This window comes from Thermophilibacter sp. ZX-H3 (genome assembly GCF_052599055.1).
The window spans coordinates 125,522-143,865 of the sequence record NZ_JBQXES010000003.1; the positions used below are offsets into that span (position 1 = coordinate 125,522).

Consider the following 18,344-nt stretch of genomic DNA (forward strand, 5'->3'; position numbering starts at 1 on the left):
CCCACATTGAGAGCGCCCCGTCCGGTCCGCCCAGGATTGCGGCGGCGGGCAGGGCGCCCGGAGTGAGGGTCCTCCGCGAGTTCTGCAGCGCGCGTTCTGTGCGTGCGAAGCTGTCTGCGTGGAAAAGTGCCTGTCCCTTTTCCACGCTCGACGCGCGTTCTGTGCGCGCGAAGCTGTTTGAGCGCCGGGCCCTCACGCCGGGCGCCCTGCGCGTGCTATCGTAGTGCGCTGGACCAAGGAGGAACCCATGCGCACCGACGACTTCGACTACCCGCTTCCCGACGAGCTCATCGCCCAGGCTCCGGCCGAGCCGCGCGACTCCTGCCGCCTGCTCGTGCTGCACCGCGAGGACGGCTCCGTCGAGCACCGTCGCTTCGCGGACATCCTCGACTACCTCGAGCCCGGCGACCTGCTCGTGGCAAACCGCACGCGCGTCATGCCGGCGCGCCTCGTGGGCCGCAAGCGCGGCACGGGCGGCGTCTGCGAGACGCTGCTGCTCAAGCGCCGCGAGGACGTGGACCCGCTCGGCGGCGTCTGGGAGTGCCTGGTCAACCCCGGCAAGCGCCTGCGCCAGCCGGGCATCGTGATCGAGTACCGCGCCGGCGGCCTGCACGCCCCGGAGTCGGCGCCGGTCGTGCTCACCGGGGAGATCGTCGACTTCGTCGAGGGCAGCAAGGGCGGCCGCCTCGTGCGCTTCTCGCCGGCGGGCGAGAAGGACGACGGCACGCCGCGCACGCTGGACGAGGCGATCCACGCCGCCGGCCACGTGCCGCTGCCTCCCTACATCATCCAGTACGAGGGCGACCCCGAGAAGTACCAGACCGTCTACGCCATGAGCGAGGAGCACTCCGCCGCGGCGCCGACGGCAGGCCTCCACTTCACGCCCGAGCTCATCGAGCGGATTCGCGAGAAGGGCGTGGGCTGGGCGACGGTGGAGCTCGAGGTGGGCATCGACACCTTCCGCCTGGTCACCGAGGACGACCCCACGCAGCACGTGATGCACACCGAGCGCTATCACGTGCCCCAGGAGGTCGTCGACGCCGTGCACGCCACCAAGGCCGCGGGCCGTCGCGTGATCGCCGTGGGGACCACCTCGGTCCGCTCGCTGGAGAGCGCCTGGGAGGAGGGCACCGCGCCGAGCGAGCCGCCCGTGGCCGCGCGCCGCTTCGAGGGTGCCGCCGGAACGGGCGACATCGTGGCGCGCGAGAACGCCACCACGAACCTCTACCTCATGCCGGGGTCGGACTTCCACGTGGTGGACGCGATGATCACGAACTTCCACGTGCCGCGCTCGACGCTCATGATGCTCGTCTCGGCCTTTGCCACGCGCGACCAGATCATGGCCGCCTACGACGCCGCCATCGAGGAGCGCTACCGCTTCCTCTCCTTCGGCGACGCGATGCTGATCGAGTAGGGCGCCCCGGGGCCTCGCTACAGAACGATAAGGACGACGATCAGGACCAGGATGACCGCGACGGCGACGATGACGGCGCCGAACGCGACGCGCTCGCGGCGCGTGCGCGCCCTCAGGCCGCGCTCGGCCTCCGAGAGTCCCTCGACGACGGCCTCCTGGTCGGCGATCTGGGCGCGGAGCCCCTCAATGCTCTCGCGGAGCTCGGCGGTCACCTCGGGCGTCGCGTGGATCTCCTCCGCCTCGTCGATGAGGGCCTGTGCGCCGTCATGCCGCTCCGCCGCCTCGTCGTAGGCGGCCTTGGCCTCCTCGGCGCCGCCGCGCGCGGCGGAGATCTGCTCCTCGAGCGCCTTCTCCTCGGCCTTGGCCTTGGCCTGGAGCTCGTCGTACTCGCCCTTCTTCTCCTCGTACTCCCTGCGGGCGTCGTCCGCCTCGCGCTGGGCGCTCTCGAGGGACTGCTTCTGGGTCCAGAGGTGCGTGCTCGCCGCGTCGACCGCCTCCTGGGCGTCGTGCGTGGTGGCGCTGACGTCGGACCGGGCGGCCTCAACGTGGGCGAGCTCGGTCACGATCTCGTTCTTGAGCTGGGTCACGGCGTTGGAGGAGGGGTCGGCCTCCTGCGCGCGCCTGAGCTCCTCCTGCACCTTGCGCAGGCGCGCCTGGGAGCTGTCCACCGCGCGGTTCGCCGCGGCGATGCCCTGCTCCCTGCGGTCGGTCGCGCTCTTCAGCTGCCCCTCCGCGGTCTTCACGGCGCGCTTGGCCTCGGCCACGACGCGACTTGCCTCGTCGTGGCGCTCCCGGGCCGAGTCGGCGAGCCGCTTGTAGGGCCGCAGCTCCTGCTCGTGGTCACGCCTCATGCCCGCGAGCCGTTCCTCGAGCGCCTTCGCCTCCTCCTCGAGCCGCTCGACCTTGCCCTGCTCGGCCACGAGCGTCTCGTTGGACTCCGACACGATCGCGCCCTGCTCGCGGATGATGTCCCCGTAGCCGGACTCGACCTCCTCGCGGTGGGAGAGCTCCGCCTCGTCGGCCTCGAGCGTCTCGCGCAGCTCGCGGAGCCGCGCGCGAGCGGACCCGTGCCGCCTCGCCGCCTCGCGGACGTCCTTGACGGCGGAGAGGCCGTTCATGAAGGTCGTGGCGGCCGTCCCCGCGGCGCCGCGCGCCGCCCCGAGCGCCGCGTCAAGCGCCCGCGACGAGCCGCGCGCCTCGGCCTCGCCCGCCTCGGGGGCGGTGGCTTGGTCGGTCGACGGCGCGTCCGTCTCCTTGGCGTTCTTCAGCTCCTCGGGTTCGTGTGCCATGGGTCCGCTCCTCTCAGCCGCGAGCGCTCGCGGCGCGCTGTCTCGTGTGACGGCGACGCCGTCATCAACATTGTCTCGCACGACCGCCCGCCGCCTGCCCTGATTCCGCTTATCCCCAGAGATTGCACCCTTGGCCAGAAGTTTGGCGCCAACTCGTTCCTTGTTTGCTAGGATGTGCTATGTGTTTCTCAGGGGGGATGCAGACGTCCCCGATTGTTCTGGAGTATTTGGAAAGGGAGTCCGCAACATGGTTTCTAAGCAGACGAGCATCATCAACGCCACCGGCCTTCACGCCCGTCCCGCGTCCGTCTTCGTGACCGAGGCCAAGAAGTACCAGTGCAACGTCACCATCAAGAACGTCGACAAGGACTCCGCTCCTGTCAACGCCAAGTCCATCATGATGATCCTGGCCGCCGGCCTCGGAACCGGCACCAAGGTCGAGGTTGCCTGCGACGGCGCCGACGAGCAGGAGGCCCTGGACGCCCTGATCGCCCTCATCGACTCCGGCTTCGGCGAGTAGTCGACCGGCGACACCCCATCACCTTTTCTCGATGGTTCGACCCGGCGTCACTGCGACGCCGGGTCCTTTTGTGTAGGATGGGCACGCCAAGTTGCGACCACGAGGTCGCCGAGAAGAACCGTGTGGCCCGCCGCGAGTTCTGCAGCCGCGCTCTTTGCGGCGAAGCTGTCCGAGCGCCGGGCCACACGGTTCTTCTCGACGACCTCCCCACGCGAGCGGAGGAAGCCGTGGATACGAGCCTGTTCAAGTACGAAGTCCTCGCCGAGGACCCGGCGACGCACGCGCGCGCGGGCGTCCTGCACACGCCCCACGGCGACGTCCCCACGCCGATCTTCATGCCGGTGGGGACCAAGGCAACGGTGAAGGGCCTGCTTCCTTCAACGCTCGAGCAGCTGGGCACCAAGATCCTGCTCGCCAACACCTATCACCTCTCCATGCGCCCGGGCGCCGACCTCGTGGCCGAGATGGGCGGCCTTCACGACTTCATGGGCTGGCGCCATCCCATCCTCACGGACTCCGGCGGCTTCCAGGTCTTCTCCCACGAGGAGTTCTTCAGGCTCTCGCGCGACGGCGTGCGCTTCCGGGCGGTGGACTACGACGGCCGCTGGGTCGAGTGGTCGCCCGAGGAGAACATGGCGATCGCCCAGAAGCTCGGCGCCGACATCGTGATGCAGCTCGACCAGTGCGTGGGCTACCCGGCGCCGCGCTCCAAGGTGGAGCGCTCCGTCGAGCTCTCGAGCCTGTGGGCCGAGCGCTGCTACGCGGCGCACACCCGACCCGACCAGGCGCTCTTCGGCATCGTCCAGGGCGGCATGCACCTAGACCTGCGCCTGCGCTCCCTGCGCCACCTCGAGGAGATCGGCGACTTCCCCGGCTACGGCATCGGCGGCTACTCGGTGGGGGAGGACCACGACACGATGTTCGAGTCCCTCGCGCCGCTCGTCTCCGAGCACATGCCGCGCAGCAAGCCGCGCTACCTCATGGGCGTCGGCAACCCCACCACGCTCGTGCGCGGCGTCGCCTGCGGCGTGGACATGTTCGACTGCGTGCTGCCCACGCGCACGGCGCGCACCGGCTCCGCGTTCTCGAGCGAGGGCCGCCTGAACTTCCGGCACGCCCGCTTCACCCACGACCACGGCCCGCTCGACCCGGCGTGCCCCTGCCCCACCTGCACCGGGGGCTTCTCGCGCGCCTACCTGCACCACCTCGTGCGCCAGAAGGAGATGCTCGGCTCGATCCTCATCTCCCAGCACAACATCTACTACCTGCTCGACCTCATGCGCCGCGCGCGCGAGGCCATCGTGGCGGGCACCTACGCCGCCTTCGTCGAGGACTGGATGGCGTCCCCGGCGGCGCGGGACTGGTAGGCGCAGGGAGGCCCCTCGCCCGGCCGGCCGGCTTTCGGGGCGCCCCGCCCGTTGCGGTATGATTGTTCGGATTGACAGGGCGCTGAAGCGCCACCCAACCGAAGAGGCATGCCATGAGAGACGAGAAGAACGGGAAGGGCGCCACGGGCGTCAGCCGCTGGGGAGCGGCGGCAGGCCCCGCGCCGAGGAGCCGGGCCGGGCAGGCGGGCCGTGGGGTCCCCTCCGACGCGCGGTCGCAGATTGCCGCACTGGCGGTGGCCGTCGTCCTTCTCGTCGCCTCCGTCCTTCTCGCCCTGCCCCCCGCCGAGGTCCTCGGCTGGGGCGTCGACTTCGCCGGGGGGACGTCCTACTCGTACCCGCTCGCCGATGGCGGCGCGGACTCCGCGGCGACCGCCGCCGCGGTCAGGTCGCGGCTCTCCGCGCTCGGCGTGCGCGGCGCGCGCGTCGGCTCGGGGGAGGGCGTGACCGTCGAGGTCCCCGCCGGGCAGGATGCCGCCGACGCCGTCGAGGTCGCCACGAGGCCGGGCAGGGTCGAGCTCGTCCGCCTCGACGCCATCTCGGACGCCGACGCGCTTGCGCGGGTGCAGGCGGGCGCATCCGGTGTGGCGCTCGCCGAGGGCAGCTACGAGGCGTTTCTCGACAACTCCTCCATCGCCTCCGTCCAACCGGTGAGGCTCTCCGCCTCCTCCGACCTCTACGGCATGCAGATCACCTTCACCTCCGAGGGCGCCGAGGCCTTCGCCGAGGTGACGTCCGAGCTCGCCCCCGTGGGCGGGCAGGTCGCGGTCGTCTTCGACGGCACCGTGGTCGCGGCGGCCGGGGTGAGCGACCCCATCACCGACGGCGTGGTCACCGTCTCCGCGGACCTCTCCCTCACGGACGCCGCGGGCATGCAGGCCGCGGTCAGGACCGGCGTGCTGCCGGCCGAGCTCGGCGAGGGGACCGTCGCGCCGCTCGCCGCGTCCGTCTCCGGCGCCGGCCTCCTCCGGGCGCTCGTCGTCGCGGGCGTCGTGGCGCTCGTTGTGCTCGTGGCGCTGCTCGCGACCATGCGCCTGCTCGGCCTCGTCGCGTACGCCGGCCTGGTCAGCGTCGCCGTGCTCGAGGTGGGCGGCCTCGCCGCGCTCTCCCGCGCCGGGCTCTTCGTGCCCACCGTCACGGCCTACGTCGTGGCCGCCATCGTCGTGTGCGCGGCCTTCCTCGAGCTGCTTCGCGTCCTCTGGCGCGTCCGCTCGTGCGTGCGCGGCGGCACCGACCCGCGCGACGCCGGGCGCGTCGCGCTGCGCCGCCTCGCGCGGGAGCTCGGCGTCATCGCGGTGGCGTTCGTGGCGGGCGGCATCGCGCTCTTCCTCCTCGTCCCCGAGGGCGGGCTCGCCTCCAACCCCGCGGGCCTCGCCTGGCCCGTCGCGGCCGTCGCCGGCGCGCTCGCGCTGCTGCTGGTCTGCCTGCCGCTCACGAGGGCCTGCTCCCGCGCCATGCGCGCGAACCCCGACGCCTGGGGCGTGGCGCCGCGCGACGAGGGCGACCGCTAGATGTCCGGCCTCGCCAACACCCGCCGCTGGGCGGTGCTCGCCCATGACCCGGCCGCCGAGTGCGCGCTCTCGGACGGCCTCGGCGTCAGCGCGCTCGTGGCCCGCGTCCTCGCGGCGCGCGGCGTGACCGACGTCGACGAGGCGCGCGCGTTCCTCACGCCCTCGCTCGAGCGGGACTGGGCGGACCCGCTGCTCATCCCGGGGATGGACGCCGCGGTCTCGCGCGTCGAGCGCGCGCTCGACGCCCACGAGGCGATCGCGGTCTTCGGGGACTTCGACGTCGACGGCATGAGCTCGACCTGCCTGCTCACGCTCGCGCTCCGTCGCCTCGGCGCGGACGTCCACCCCTTCATCCCGCACCGCTTCGGCGAGGGGTACGGCCTCTCCCGCGAGGCGCTCGCCCGGGTGCGCGCGGCGTGCGACCCGGACCTCGTGGTGACCGTCGACAACGGCATCGCCGCCGCCCGCGAGGTCGCGTGGCTCGTGAGCGAGGGGATCGACGTGGTGGTGACCGACCACCACGAGCCCGCCGACCTCGTCCCCGAGGGCGTCCCCGTCACCGACCCCAAGCTCGACGAGGGCTGCCCCTCGCGCGACCTCGCGGGCGCCGGCGTCGCCCTCAAGCTCGTCTGCGAGCTCGGGCGCCGTCGCGGGGCCCCCGACCTCTGGCTCGAGTTCATCGACGTCGCCGCGCTCGGCACGCTCTCGGACATGATGCCGCTCTCGGGCGAGAACCGCGCGCTCGTGGCGGAGGGGATCGCGCGCATGCGGGAGACCTCGCGCCCCGGCCTCGTGGCCCTCGCGGCCACGGCGGGCGTCGACCTCGCGCAGGTCACGGCGGACGGCCTGCCGTTCTCCGTCATCCCGCGCCTCAACGCGGCGGGGCGCATGGGCTCCACCGACGTGGCGCTCGAGCTGCTCCTCACCGACGACGTCTCCGAGGCGACGATCCTCGCCGGGAGGCTCGAGGCGATAAACGCCGAGCGCAAGGAGACCGAGTCTGCCCTCTCCGAGGAGGCGTTCGCCGAGGCGGAGCGCACCTATCGCGGCGGCCGGGCCGTCGTCGTGGCGGGGGAGGGCTGGCACGAGGGCGTCAAGGGCATCGTGGCATCGCGCCTCGTCAACCGCTATCACGTCCCCGCCATCGTCTTCTCCGTGACGGACGGCGTCGCGCGGGGGTCGGGGCGCTCCGTGGGCTCCGTGGACCTCTTCCATGCCGTCGAGCAGTGCTCCGACGAGCTCGTGCGCTTCGGGGGGCACGCCGGCGCGGTGGGCGTGACCTGCGAGGCGTCCCGCGTCGACGAGTTCCGCGAGCGCCTGTGCCGCGCGCTCGGGGAGCTCCCCGACGAGCAGTTCGAGGACACGGGCGAGGTCACGGCCATCGTGCGGCTCGGGGAGCTCTCCGTCGAGAGCATCGCCTCGCTCGAGCTCCTCCAGCCCTTCGGCCAGGGCAACAAGAAGCCGCTTTTCGCCTCCGTGGGGGTGAGCATGAGGAACCGCGCCCGCGTCGGGGCCGACGGCGCCCACGTGCGCTTCGTGGCCACCGACGGGGCGGGCTGCGTCCCGGCGATCATGTTCCGCGCGCCCGACGCCGAGCGCGCCAGCTCCTGGGAGGGCGTCGTCGACCTCGTCTACGAGGCGGTCAACGAGACCTGGCAGGGCAGGACCAAGCCCAAGCTCATGGTGAGGGACATCCTGTACCGCCTGCCCGACGCCCCCTCCCGGCCCGCGGTCCCCGACGGCGTGCTCGAGGCGCCCCCGGCGCCGGGTGACGACGCCGTGACCCCCGCGGCGGGCCGTCGCGCGGAGCTCGCGCGCCTCTCCTACGAGGATCTCACGGGGGCCCTCCGTCGCTCGCTCATCGGCGACGCGCCGCTGCTCCCCGCGCAGCGCGCCGCGCTCGACCGGCTCTCGGCCGGCCGCTCCTGCCTCGCCGTCATGGCGACGGGGCGGGGCAAGTCGCTCGTGTTCCACCTCCATGCAGCGCGCGAGGCCATCTCGCGCGGCAGGGCGAGCGTCTTCGTCTACCCGCTCCGCGCGCTTGTCGCCGACCAGGCATTCCACCTGCGAGAGGGCCTTGCGGCGGATGGCGTCTCGGCGGAGGTGCTCACCGGGGAGACGCCCGCGGCCGAGCGCGCCCGCGTGCTTGCCGGGCTCGCGTCGGGATCTGTCGACGTCGTGCTGACCACGCCCGAGTTTCTCGCCATCCACCGAGCCTCCTTCGCCGAGTCGCGGCGCGTCGGCTTCGTCGTCGTGGACGAGGCGCACCACGCCGGGCTCGCCAAGCCCGGAGACCGCGACGCCTACCTCGAGCTGCCCGCGGTCCTCGAGGAGCTCGACCGTCCCGTGGCGCTCGCCGTGACGGCCACGGCGGCGCCGGACGTGGCGTCGCGCATCTGCGAGCTGCTCTCCATCGGCCGCGCCGACGTGGTGGTCGACGACGCGTCCCGGACCAACCTCGCGATCGACGACTGCCGCGAGCTCAGGGACCGCGACGCGGCCCTCGCCTCGATCGTGGCGCTCGGCGAGAAGACCATCGTCTACGTGAGCTCGCGGGACCAGGCGGTGTCGCTCGTGCGCGCCCTGCGCCACCGCGTGCCCGAGCTCGCCCACCGCGTGGCCTTCTACCACGCCGGCCTCTCCCGCGACGCCCGCGGCCGCGTCGAGCGGGCGTTTCGCGCCGACGACCTGGCGTGCATCGTCTCCACGAGCGCCTTCGGCGAGGGGGTCAACCTCCCGGGCGTCCGCCACGTGGTGCTCTTCGGCCTGCCGCTCGGCGAGGTCGAGTTCAACCAGATGAGCGGCCGGGCCGGGCGAGACGGCGCGCCCGCCACGGTGCACGTGCTCTTCGGCTCGCGCGACGTCTACGCCGGCGAGCGCATCCTCTCGGCGGCCGCGCCGGCGCGGCCGCAGCTCGTGGCGCTCTACCGCGCCCTCTCGTCGCTCTATCGCTCCGGCGGCCCCATCGCCCTCGACGACGAGGGCATCGCCCGCGAGGCGTGCGCGCTCGAGCCGCGCGTCGCGCTCGACGCCTCGGAGGTCGCCTCCGGGCTCGCGGTCTTCTCGGAGCTCGGCTTCGCCTCCGTCACGGGCTGGGGCGACGCCCGCCGGGTCTCCATGGCCTCCTCTCCGGCGCGCATGGAGCTCTCCCAGTCCGCGTGCTACGCGGAGGGGCAGCGCGCCCAGCGCGCCTTCTCCGAGTTCTGCTCCTGGGCGCTCGAGGCGACCCCGGACGAGCTTCTCGCCCGCGTGAGCCGGCCCATCACGCCCGACTTCGGTATCATCGTGTGAGGGGAAGGAGGGGAGCCATGAGCGCTAACGAGTACACGGCCGCCCCAACGGCGGCGCGAGACCCCAAGAGGGGGGTTCCCGACGCGGCGAACTATCGGCTGCTCCAGGCGGCGTGCGCGGCGTATCTCGACGAGGAGGGGAGCGAGAAGGTCGAGCGGGCCTATCGCTTCGCCGCCGAGTACCACCGCGACCAGCGCCGCCGCTCCGGCGAGCCCTACATCAACCACCCCGTCGAGGTGGCGCTCATCCTGGCGCACGACCTGCGCATGGACGAGGACACCATCTGTGCCGCGCTGCTCCACGACACGGTCGAGGACACCCCCGCGACCAAGGACGAGCTCGCCGAGCTCTTTGGGGCGACCGTCGCCGACCTCGTGGACGGCGTGACAAAGCTCACCTCCATCCAGGTCTCCTCGATGGACGAGAAGCAGGCCTGGAACCTCCGCAAGATGTTCCTCGCCATGAGCCGCGACATCCGCGTGGTCATCATCAAGCTCGCCGACCGCCTGCACAACATGCGCACGCTCGCGGCCCTGCCGCCCGACCGCCGCCAGTTCAAGGCGCGCGAGACCATGGACGTCTACGCCCCGCTCGCCGACCGGCTCGGCATCTCGTCGGTGAAGTGGGAGCTCGAGGACCTGGCGTTCTTCTGGCTCGAGCCGGAGGAGTACCAGCGCGTGGCCCGCATGGTCCAAGACAGCCGCGCGCAGCGCGAGGACGACACCGAGGCCGCCATCAAGACGCTCGACGACGAGCTCAAGGCGGCCGGCCTCAGGAACTACCAGATCACGGGACGGCCGAAGCACCTCTGGAGCATCTACCAGAAGATGACCCGCAAGGGCCGCGAGTTCGCGGACATCTACGACCTCATCGCCCTGCGCGTGATCACCCAGACGGTGGGGGACTGCTACTCGGCGCTCGGCGCGGTGCACTCCCTGTGGAACCCGATGCCCGGCCGCTTCAAGGACTACATCGCCACGCCCAAGGCGAACCTCTACCAGAGCCTGCACACCACGGTCGTGGGCCCCGACGGAAAGCCCATAGAGATCCAGATCCGCACCGTGGAGATGCACGAGGCCTCCGAGTACGGCATCGCCGCCCACTGGCTCTACAAGAAGGAGGGCAACTCGCGCGGCCGCATGAGCGCCGAGGACCGCGCCATAGACTCCACGATCAACTGGATCCGCAAGACCCTCGACTGGGCCGCCGAGGACGACATCGACGACCCGCACGAGTTCCTCGACAACCTGCGCGTGGACCTCTTCGAGCACGAGATCTTCGTCTTCACGCCCAAGGGCGAGGTCATGAGCCTGAGGCGTGACGCCACGCCGCTCGACTTCGCCTACGCCGTCCACACCGAGGTGGGCAACCACTGCGTGGGCGCCAAGGTAAACGGCTCGGTGGTGCCGCTCTCCTACAAGCTCAACATGGGCGACCGCGTGGAGATCCTCACCAACAAGAACGCCAAGCCGTCGCGCGACTGGATGCAGCTCGTGGCCATGCCGTCGAGCCGCGCCAAGATCCGCAAGTACTTCTCCACCCAGACCAAGAACGACGACGCCGAGCAGGGCAGGACGGAGCTCGCCCACGAGCTGCGCAAGCGCGGCTACGGCATCTCCACGCGCCGCACGGTCAAGGCCATCGAGCGCGTCTGCGAGCACTTCGAGCTGAGGAGCCCGGAGGACCTCTTCGCCTGCGTCCACACCGGCAAGGTCTCGGTCAAGCAGGCGGCCAACCGCATCGAGGAGATCCTCGAGGAGGGCTCGCCCGAGCAGCTGGCCGCTGCCGCCGCCGAGGCGGAGCGCCACGCCGCCCACGAGCGGGCCATGTCCTCGGGCGCGCCGGTCATGAAGTCCTATGCGCTCACTCAGGCCACGCGCGGCAAGCGCCGCAAGAGCAACTGCGGCGTGGTGGTCAAGGGCGACGCCGACCTCCTCGTGCACCTCGCCCACTGCTGCAACCCCGTGGCGGGAGACGAGATCGTGGGCTTCATCACGCGCGGCCGCGGCGTCTCCGTCCATCGCGCGAACTGCCCCAACGTGGCCGACCTCAAGCGCAACCCCGAGCGGATGATCGAGGTCGCCTGGGACACCTCGGGCGCCACCGAGTTCCGCGTGGAGATCGTCGTGGAGGCCACGGACCGCATGGGCCTGCTCAGGGACATCACCGTCGCCGTGGGCGACGCCGGGGCGAACATCCTCTCCGCGGCGACGCAGACCACGGCGCAGGGCGTGGCGCGGCTGCGCTTCCTCGTGGCGATCTCCGACGCGAGCCTGCTCGACGTCCTTCTCGCCGCCGTGAGCCGCGTCCCCTCGGTCTACGACGCCCGTCGCATCATGCCCGGCGAGGGCGCCAACCAGATGAAGCAGCGCGTGAAGTAGCGGGTGAGACAAGGGGGGCGCGTGAGACAAAGGGGACGGGTTCTTTTGTCTCATTGGAGTACATGAGACAAAAGAACCCGTCCCCTTTGTCTCACGCGCCCCCCTTGTCTCGCCGTCCCCTTTGTCTCACCCTGTGAAGGAGGGCCGAGATGGCCGAGAAGAACGATGAGCTGCGGCAGTTCGTGGTGACCCCGCTGCAGACCAACTGCTATGCGTACGTGAGCGCGGGGGAGTGCCTCGTGGTGGACCCCGGAGGATCCGGCGCGGCCGTGGCCGAGCACCTCGCGGGCGTCCGCGTGACCTGTGTGGCGGCCACGCACGGCCACGGCGACCACGTCGGCGGCGTGGCTGCCCTCGTCCGCGCGACGGGCGCCCCCTTCGCCATCCACGCGGCGGACGCCAAGCTTGCGGCCCGCGCCGGCGAGATGAGCGAGGTGGGCAGGAGCTACGACGAGAACGCCCCGGAGCCGGACGTCCTTCTCGCCGAGGGCGACGTCCTCTCTGTGGGGACCGCCACGTTCACCGTGATGGAGACGCCGGGCCACACGCCGGGCGGCGTGGTGCTCGTGGGCGGCGGCACGGCCGAGGGCGTGGCCTTCGTGGGCGATACGCTCTTTCCCGGCAGCCACGGTCGTACGGACTTGGCGGGCGGTGACGAGGGGCAGATCATGGCGTCGCTGCATCGGATGGCGCTGGAGATTCCGCCCGCGACCACGCTGCTCTGCGGCCACGGCCCGGCCACGACGATGGCCCGCGAGCTCGCCCAGAACCCGTTCCTGCTGTAGGAGCGCCGCGGGCGTGGCCCCGTCTCGGCGTTCCTTCCTGCCCCCGCACTCTTAGGTGAGCAAATTTCCGCAACTGTCTTGCATGGTTTTCCTAGGTGAGTCGCGTTTGCGCAGCTTGTGAGAGGAACATCTCCTTAGGTGAGCGGCGATGGTTCAAATAATGTGCTCACCTAAGCGGGAGGGCGCCATGCGGGAGGGCGCCATATCTGTGCAGAGGGGCCCGCATCTGGGCAGGACATCCATGTGAGGGGGTAGGCGAGGAAGGTGCCCGAGGCGGGGCTCGAACCCGCACGAGTTTCCCCAACGGTTTTTGAGACCGTCGCGTCTGCCAATTCCGCCACTCGGGCCTGAGGGCGCATGTCGCATGCGAGAAGAACTATACCAGACCGCGCGTTTTTGTCGCCAGCGGGGTATATAGTCAGCGTAGTCGAACATCCCACGAGAGAGAGGAACTCCCATGGCGCTTTCCAACGAGGTCACCACGGTTCTGAACGAGCAGATCAACAAGGAGCTGTACTCCAGCTATCTCTACCTCACCTTCGCCGACTACTACGAGGACCGCGGCCTCAAGGGCTTTGCCAACTGGTACGAGATCCAGGCCAAGGAGGAGATGGACCACGCGCTGGCCATCCGCCGCTACCTGCTCGACAACGACTTCAAGCCCACGATGGAGGCCATCGCCAGGCCGGACAAGACCTTCGACAACGACCTCGCGCCCCTCGAGGCGGGCCTCGAGCACGAGGAGTACGTCACGAGCCTCATCCACCACTGCTACGAGGTCGCGCACGCCGAGCACGACGTGCGCACGATGAAGTTCCTCGACTGGTTCGTGGAGGAGCAGGGCGAGGAGGAGACCAACGCCCGCGACATGATCACCAACATGAAGCTCTTCGGCTGCGACCCCAAGGGCCTCTATGACCTCGACCGCGAGTACCAGGCCCGCACCTACGTGCAGTCCGCCTCCCTCAAGCTCTAGTCGATTTGGGGACGGGTTATTCCCGGCAGAGGAAACGGGACAGGCCTCCCGCGTGGCCTGTCCCGTTTCGTCTGCCGGGAATAACCCGTCCCCAAATCCTTATTGTGGAGGTTGTCTGGCGAGAAAAACCTGTTGCCGTAGCACTTCTCGCGTGCTATTCTCCTCTAGTGTGCTTTTTGCGAAGCGGGACTTCGGTCCCCACCTACACGGCGCCTGCGGGCAGCTGTCTGGTCAGACAACGTAGCTTTCTCGTCCCCTCGGGGACGTGTGTCGTCTCCCGGATGCTGCATGGCGTCGGGAGTTTTTTCTATGCGGCGGGAGCCGCAACGAGAGGAAGGTGTGAACGATAGCCAGGAACGACGGTCCTCGCATCAATGAGGAGATCACTTCCCGCACGTGCCGCCTGATTGGCATCGACGGCTCGCAGCTTGGTCTGTTCGGCGTGCGCGACGCTCTGCGCATTGCTCGTGACCAGGGTCTCGACCTCGTCGAGATCGCGCCGAACGCGGAGCCCCCGGTCTGCAAGATGCTCGACTACCGCAAGTTCAAGTACGAGCAGGACCGCAAGGCCAAGGCCGCCCGCAAGAACCAGGCTAGGGTCGAGGTCAAGGAGATGAAGTTCCGCCCCAAGATTGATGTGGGCGACTACGAGACCAAGAAGGGTCACGTCATCCGCTTCCTCAAGAAGGGCGCCCGCGTCAAGATCACGATCATGTTCCGCGGTCGTGAGATGGCCCACCCCGAGCAGGGTCGCATGGTGCTCGATCGCCTCGCCGAGGACCTGAAGGACGTGGCAACGGTCGAGCAGAAGCCTCTCATGGAGGGTCGCAACATGCACATGACGATCGTCCCGATCAAGGGCGCCTTCGAGAAGAAGGCTGATGGGGACGGCGATGTCACCACGGAGAAGGAGAACTAGCATGCCCAAGATGAAGACGCACAAGGGTACGGCCAAGCGCTTCCGCCGCACCGGCTCTGGCAAGATCATGCGCGCCAAGGCGTTCAAGAGCCACATCCTGACCAAGAAGTCGCCCAAGCGCATCCGTGGCTTCCGCCAGGAGACCGTCATCTCCCCCGCGGACGTCAAGACCGTCTCCCAGCGCATGGGTTCCAACTAGGCGCGCGAGCGTCCTCGATTCAGTCTCACCAAGGAGTTGATCAGATATGGCACGAGTCAAGCGCGCCGTCGCCGGCCGTAAGAAGCGTCAGACGCTCGTCGAGCGCACCAAGGGCTACTACGGAGTCCGCTCCCGCACCTTCCGCGGCATGAAGGAGCAGGCCCAGCACTCCGGCCAGTACGCCTACCGCGATCGTCGCAACAAGAAGCGCGAGTTCCGCGCCCTGTGGATTCAGCGCATCAACGCCGCCGCCCGCATCAACGGCCTGTCCTACAGCAAGCTGATGCACGGCCTCAAGCTCGCTGGCGTCGAGCTCGACCGCAAGGTCCTCGCTGAGATTGCCTACAGCGACGAGCAGACCTTCGCCGACATCGCCGAGGTCGCCAAGAAGGCCCTCGCTGACGCGGAGTAGATGAGGCAGGGGGACCGTCCCCTCGTATCATGTGCGCCCCGGGTTTCTCGCCTGGGGCGCTTTTTTTGGCTGGTCGGGTCGTGTCGTGCCACCCGCATAACCTTTACGACATGACATCCGACCTGCTCGGGGCCTACGATTCGGTAGTCAGGCGAGAAGGACGGAAGAAGGGGGTCCCATGGGCGAGCGATCACGGACGGCGGTTCGGACGGTGCTGTGGGTGGCATGGGGGCTGGCGCTCCTGCTGCTGCCGGCGCTGCTTCAGTCGTATCAGTACAACGCGCAGCTGTCTCCCGGCCGGGACGACTCTGCGATGCCGCTGAGCTACTTCCTCTGGACGTCGGCCATCCCCCTTTCCGTGGTGACGGCCGCGCTTGCGTGGGCGCTTCGCGACCGTCTGGGGCGGCGGAGGCGCGCTCTGGCGGGCGCGGGCATCGTGGTCCTTCTCGCGTACCTGGCCGCTGCGGCGGCGTACTACCTGTGGTTCCCCTGGGAGATGGGCGGCCTCGTGCGCGCCCTCGGCTGGGCCGAGCGCATCCTGCGCTGGGGGTCGTGGGCCCTCTGGGGCATGGCGCTCCCCGTGTGGGCGCTACGTGCCGCGCCGGCCTCCGCGGCCCCGGCCTCCCTGCTCGACGGGATCCGCGGGGCAGACGCCCTCAGCGAGCGCGAGCGCGCGATTGCTGAGGCGCTCGCCACGGGCAGCACCGTCGCGCAGGTGGCGGCAGCGCTGGGACTGAGCTCGTCCACCGTGATGACATATCGCTCGCGCGCGTGCGAGAAGCTCGGCGTGACCTCGCTCGACGAGCTGCGCCCGGCCGTTCGGGGCGCAGCCGCCTCGCCGGCGGCCTTTGACGTGACGTCTCCTGGCGCGCCCGCGCTCATGGTCATGACGCTCTGCGTCGGTCTCGTCGTGCGGCTCCTCGCCCGCGTGACGCTTTCGAGCGGCAGCTCCATGGACCAGGCGCTTGGGCTCCTCCTCGTCCCCGTCGCCCTAGCGTTCCCCTGGCTCGTGCTCCTCGCCTACGCGCGCCTTCGCAGCATGCACGTTCGCCCGCGCTGGGTCACGATGCGACTCGGGCTTGTCCTTCTTGCGCTCGCCCTCTTCGGGCTGCTCGCCGGCGGCGGAGGGTATGGGCTCGAGATTCAGATGCCCGGCGGATTCATCAGCCTCAACGCGCTCGGCATCATCGGCAACGCCTGCGCGGTGGCGGCACTGGCGCCGTACCTCCTCTGGCCGCACGAGCGCGTGACCACGACCCTCGACGAGGAGCGCTGCGTGCTCTACCTGCGCGGTCGCGGGGCAGGGGAGCTTCAGGCCCATGTGCTCACGCAGATCGCGCTCGGGCGCAGCGCGCCCGATATCTGCGAGTCGCTCCATGTGGCGCGCGGGACCGTGAACGCCTATCGCGCGCAGGGCTACGAGCTGCTTGGGGTGCACAGCAGCCGCGAGCTCACCGACCTGCTTGCCCGTGACGTGGGGAGGGTGCCGTCCGCCGGCAAAACGCGACCGTCCGCGGATGACTCCGTCACGACTGAGTAAGCCGCCGCATGGAGGGAAGAAGAGCAGTAACAAAGAACATCGTCGCTACCCACAAAGCGACCGTCAGAGGAGGCGAGTCCAGTGAACACAGAAGATATAGCAGGGTTTGGACCCGCCTTCCGCGTGACCGAGACCCGTTAGACACTGGGCGAGCGCACTCGCCGACATTCTCCGACATCAGCATCGGATTTGGGTCGTTGAAAGAAGCGTCTGGAGCGGGTCCAAGCATTGAATTGCCTTGTCAGCCCACCAACTCCTGAGACAGGTGATTCCACCCTAATACGCAACGATGCGGGGCGGCGCAATGGGGCGCCGCCCCTGTTTCTGTGTCGGTGAAACGCGCCACGCATGACTTCGGCGGATACCGTCACGGGGAACGTCTGCCGGCACTCATGAGTGCCGGCAAGGAGTGTCGGCCGAACCTGCTGGCGATGGGCAGGAGTGTCGGCTTCTTCTCGGACTTTATCGAGAAGTGCCGGCTCCAACCGGTCGTCGGGCCGGCACTCATGAGTGAGATCGGAAGGAGGACAAAAGGGGCCGTCGCCAATCGTGGCGACGGCCCCGTGACGTGCCGAGAAGAACGTTCTTCTCGCCTAGTCCTTCTTGATCCAGCTGAACATGGAGCGGATCTTCTCGCCGGTCTTCTCGATCGGGTGGGAGTTGATCTCCTCGCGCTTCTCGAGCAGCCACTTGTGGTCGTTGTTGCAGTCGTCGACGAACTCCTGCGCGAAGGAGCCGTCCTGGATGCGGGCGAGGATGCGCTTCATGGCCTCGCGGGACTCAGCGTTGATGACCTGCGGGCCGGCGTAGTACTCGCCGTACTCGGCGGTGTTGGAGATCGAGTAGTTCATGAAGTGGATGCCGGACTCGTACATGAGGTCGACGATCATCTTCATCTCGTGGTAGACCTCGAAGTAGGCCAGCTCCTCGGGGTAGCCCGCCTCGGTCAGGGTCTCGAAGCCGGCCTTCACGAGCTCGACGAGGCCGCCGCAGAGCACGGCCTGCTCGCCGAAGAGGTCCTCCTCGGTCTCCTCCTTGAAGGTGGCCTTGATGATGCCGGAGCGGGCGCCGCCGACGCCCCAGCAGTAGGACAGGACGATGTCCCAGGCGTCACCGGTGGCGTCCTGGTAGACGCAGGCGAGGTCGGGCACGCCGGAGCCCTCGGTGTACTGGCGGCGCACGATGTGGCCCGGGCCCTTGGGGGCGCACATGATGACGTTGACGTCCTCGGGGGCCTTGATGTAGCCGTAGTGGATGTTGAAGCCGTGGGCAAAGGCGAGGGTGTCGCCGGCCTTGAGGTGCGGCGCGACGTGCTCCTCGTAGACCTTGGGCTGGGTCTCGTCGGGGACGAGCATCATGATGACGTCGGCCTCCTCCGCCGCGTCGTCCATGCTCATGACCTTGAGGCCGGCCTCCTTGGCGGCCTGGGCGCTCTTGGAGCCCTCGCGCAGGCCGACGCGGACGTCAACGCCAGAGTCCAGGAGGTTCAGCGCGTGGGCGTGGCCCTGGGAGCCGTAGCCGATGATGGCGACCTTCTTGCCCTGGATGACGCTCGGGTCCACGTCCTTCTCGTAGTAGATGTCGACGGCCATGTTCTTCTCCTTTGCTGCGATGAGACAATGGGGACAGGTTCATTTGTCTCATCACGCACGTTGTCGTGACGGTACGTTCCTATGTGAGATGAGACAAATGAACCTGTCCCCATTGTCTCATGTGACACCT

At 69.5% G+C, this 18,344-nt stretch carries 14 protein-coding genes and 1 tRNA gene; 12 read left to right on the forward strand and 3 right to left on the reverse strand.

Features of this window, described 5'->3' with window-relative positions; translation table 11 throughout:
• Positions 1-247: 247 nt before the first annotated feature.
• Positions 248-1,414, forward strand: coding sequence for a tRNA preQ1(34) S-adenosylmethionine ribosyltransferase-isomerase QueA (gene queA, locus ACULPM_RS02345; protein WP_445331229.1), 1,167 nt, complete (start codon positions 248-250; stop codon positions 1,412-1,414).
• A gap of 17 nt (positions 1,415-1,431) precedes the next feature.
• Here queA and ACULPM_RS02350 read toward each other — a convergent pair whose 3' ends face one another.
• A complete protein-coding gene (locus ACULPM_RS02350; protein WP_445331228.1) occupies positions 1,432-2,703 on the reverse strand; it encodes a hypothetical protein in 1,272 nt (423 codons plus the stop codon).
• A 247-nt stretch (positions 2,704-2,950) separates the two neighbouring features.
• On the opposite strand from ACULPM_RS02350, the gene ACULPM_RS02355 reads away from it, so the two are divergent.
• The 6 genes from ACULPM_RS02355 (at position 2,951) to ACULPM_RS02380 (ending at position 12,576) form a co-directional block, all read left to right on the forward strand.
• Complete coding sequence (locus tag ACULPM_RS02355) at positions 2,951-3,223, forward strand: HPr family phosphocarrier protein (protein ID WP_075280393.1); 273 nt, start codon at positions 2,951-2,953, stop codon at positions 3,221-3,223.
• Positions 3,224-3,450: 227 nt separating this feature from the next.
• Positions 3,451-4,590, forward strand: coding sequence for a tRNA guanosine(34) transglycosylase Tgt (tgt, locus tag ACULPM_RS02360; protein ID WP_445331227.1), 1,140 nt, complete (start codon positions 3,451-3,453; stop codon positions 4,588-4,590).
• A 113-nt stretch (positions 4,591-4,703) separates the two neighbouring features.
• The gene (locus tag ACULPM_RS02365; protein WP_445331226.1) at positions 4,704-6,119 is read left to right on the forward strand and encodes a SecDF P1 head subdomain-containing protein; all 1,416 of its coding nucleotides are present in this window, start codon (positions 4,704-4,706) and stop codon (positions 6,117-6,119) included.
• A complete protein-coding gene (recJ, locus tag ACULPM_RS02370; RefSeq protein WP_445331225.1) occupies positions 6,120-9,410 on the forward strand; it encodes a single-stranded-DNA-specific exonuclease RecJ in 3,291 nt (1,096 codons plus the stop codon).
• Positions 9,411-9,427: 17 nt separating this feature from the next.
• Positions 9,428-11,791 carry a RelA/SpoT family protein gene (locus ACULPM_RS02375; protein WP_167929569.1) on the forward strand — a complete coding sequence of 788 codons (2,364 nt, stop codon included), beginning with the start codon at positions 9,428-9,430 and terminating at the stop codon, positions 11,789-11,791.
• 149 nt (positions 11,792-11,940) lie between these two features.
• A complete protein-coding gene (locus ACULPM_RS02380) occupies positions 11,941-12,576 on the forward strand; it encodes an MBL fold metallo-hydrolase (RefSeq protein WP_445331790.1) in 636 nt (211 codons plus the stop codon).
• Positions 12,577-12,841: 265 nt separating this feature from the next.
• On the opposite strand, the gene ACULPM_RS02385 is transcribed toward ACULPM_RS02380, so the two are convergent.
• Positions 12,842-12,923, reverse strand: a tRNA-Leu gene (locus tag ACULPM_RS02385).
• Positions 12,924-13,033: 110 nt separating this feature from the next.
• Here ACULPM_RS02385 and ACULPM_RS02390 point away from each other — a divergent pair.
• From ACULPM_RS02390 to ACULPM_RS02410, 5 genes are all read left to right on the forward strand, one after another.
• A complete protein-coding gene (locus tag ACULPM_RS02390; protein ID WP_445331791.1) occupies positions 13,034-13,552 on the forward strand; it encodes a ferritin in 519 nt (172 codons plus the stop codon).
• 346 nt (positions 13,553-13,898) lie between these two features.
• The gene (infC, locus tag ACULPM_RS02395) at positions 13,899-14,471 is read left to right on the forward strand and encodes a translation initiation factor IF-3 (protein ID WP_075280386.1); all 573 of its coding nucleotides are present in this window, start codon (positions 13,899-13,901) and stop codon (positions 14,469-14,471) included.
• A 1-nt stretch (position 14,472) separates the two neighbouring features.
• Positions 14,473-14,670 carry a 50S ribosomal protein L35 gene (gene rpmI / locus ACULPM_RS02400; RefSeq protein WP_075280385.1) on the forward strand — a complete coding sequence of 66 codons (198 nt, stop codon included), beginning with the start codon at positions 14,473-14,475 and terminating at the stop codon, positions 14,668-14,670.
• A 46-nt stretch (positions 14,671-14,716) separates the two neighbouring features.
• Positions 14,717-15,082 carry a 50S ribosomal protein L20 gene (gene rplT, locus ACULPM_RS02405; RefSeq protein ID WP_075280384.1) on the forward strand — a complete coding sequence of 122 codons (366 nt, stop codon included), beginning with the start codon at positions 14,717-14,719 and terminating at the stop codon, positions 15,080-15,082.
• 178 nt (positions 15,083-15,260) lie between these two features.
• The gene (locus tag ACULPM_RS02410; RefSeq protein WP_445331792.1) at positions 15,261-16,622 is read left to right on the forward strand and encodes a LuxR C-terminal-related transcriptional regulator; all 1,362 of its coding nucleotides are present in this window, start codon (positions 15,261-15,263) and stop codon (positions 16,620-16,622) included.
• A gap of 593 nt (positions 16,623-17,215) precedes the next feature.
• Here ACULPM_RS02410 and ilvC read toward each other — a convergent pair.
• Positions 17,216-18,214 carry a ketol-acid reductoisomerase gene (gene ilvC, locus ACULPM_RS02415; RefSeq protein WP_445331793.1) on the reverse strand — a complete coding sequence of 333 codons (999 nt, stop codon included), beginning with the start codon at positions 18,212-18,214 and terminating at the stop codon, positions 17,216-17,218.
• Positions 18,215-18,344 lie beyond the last annotated feature (130 nt).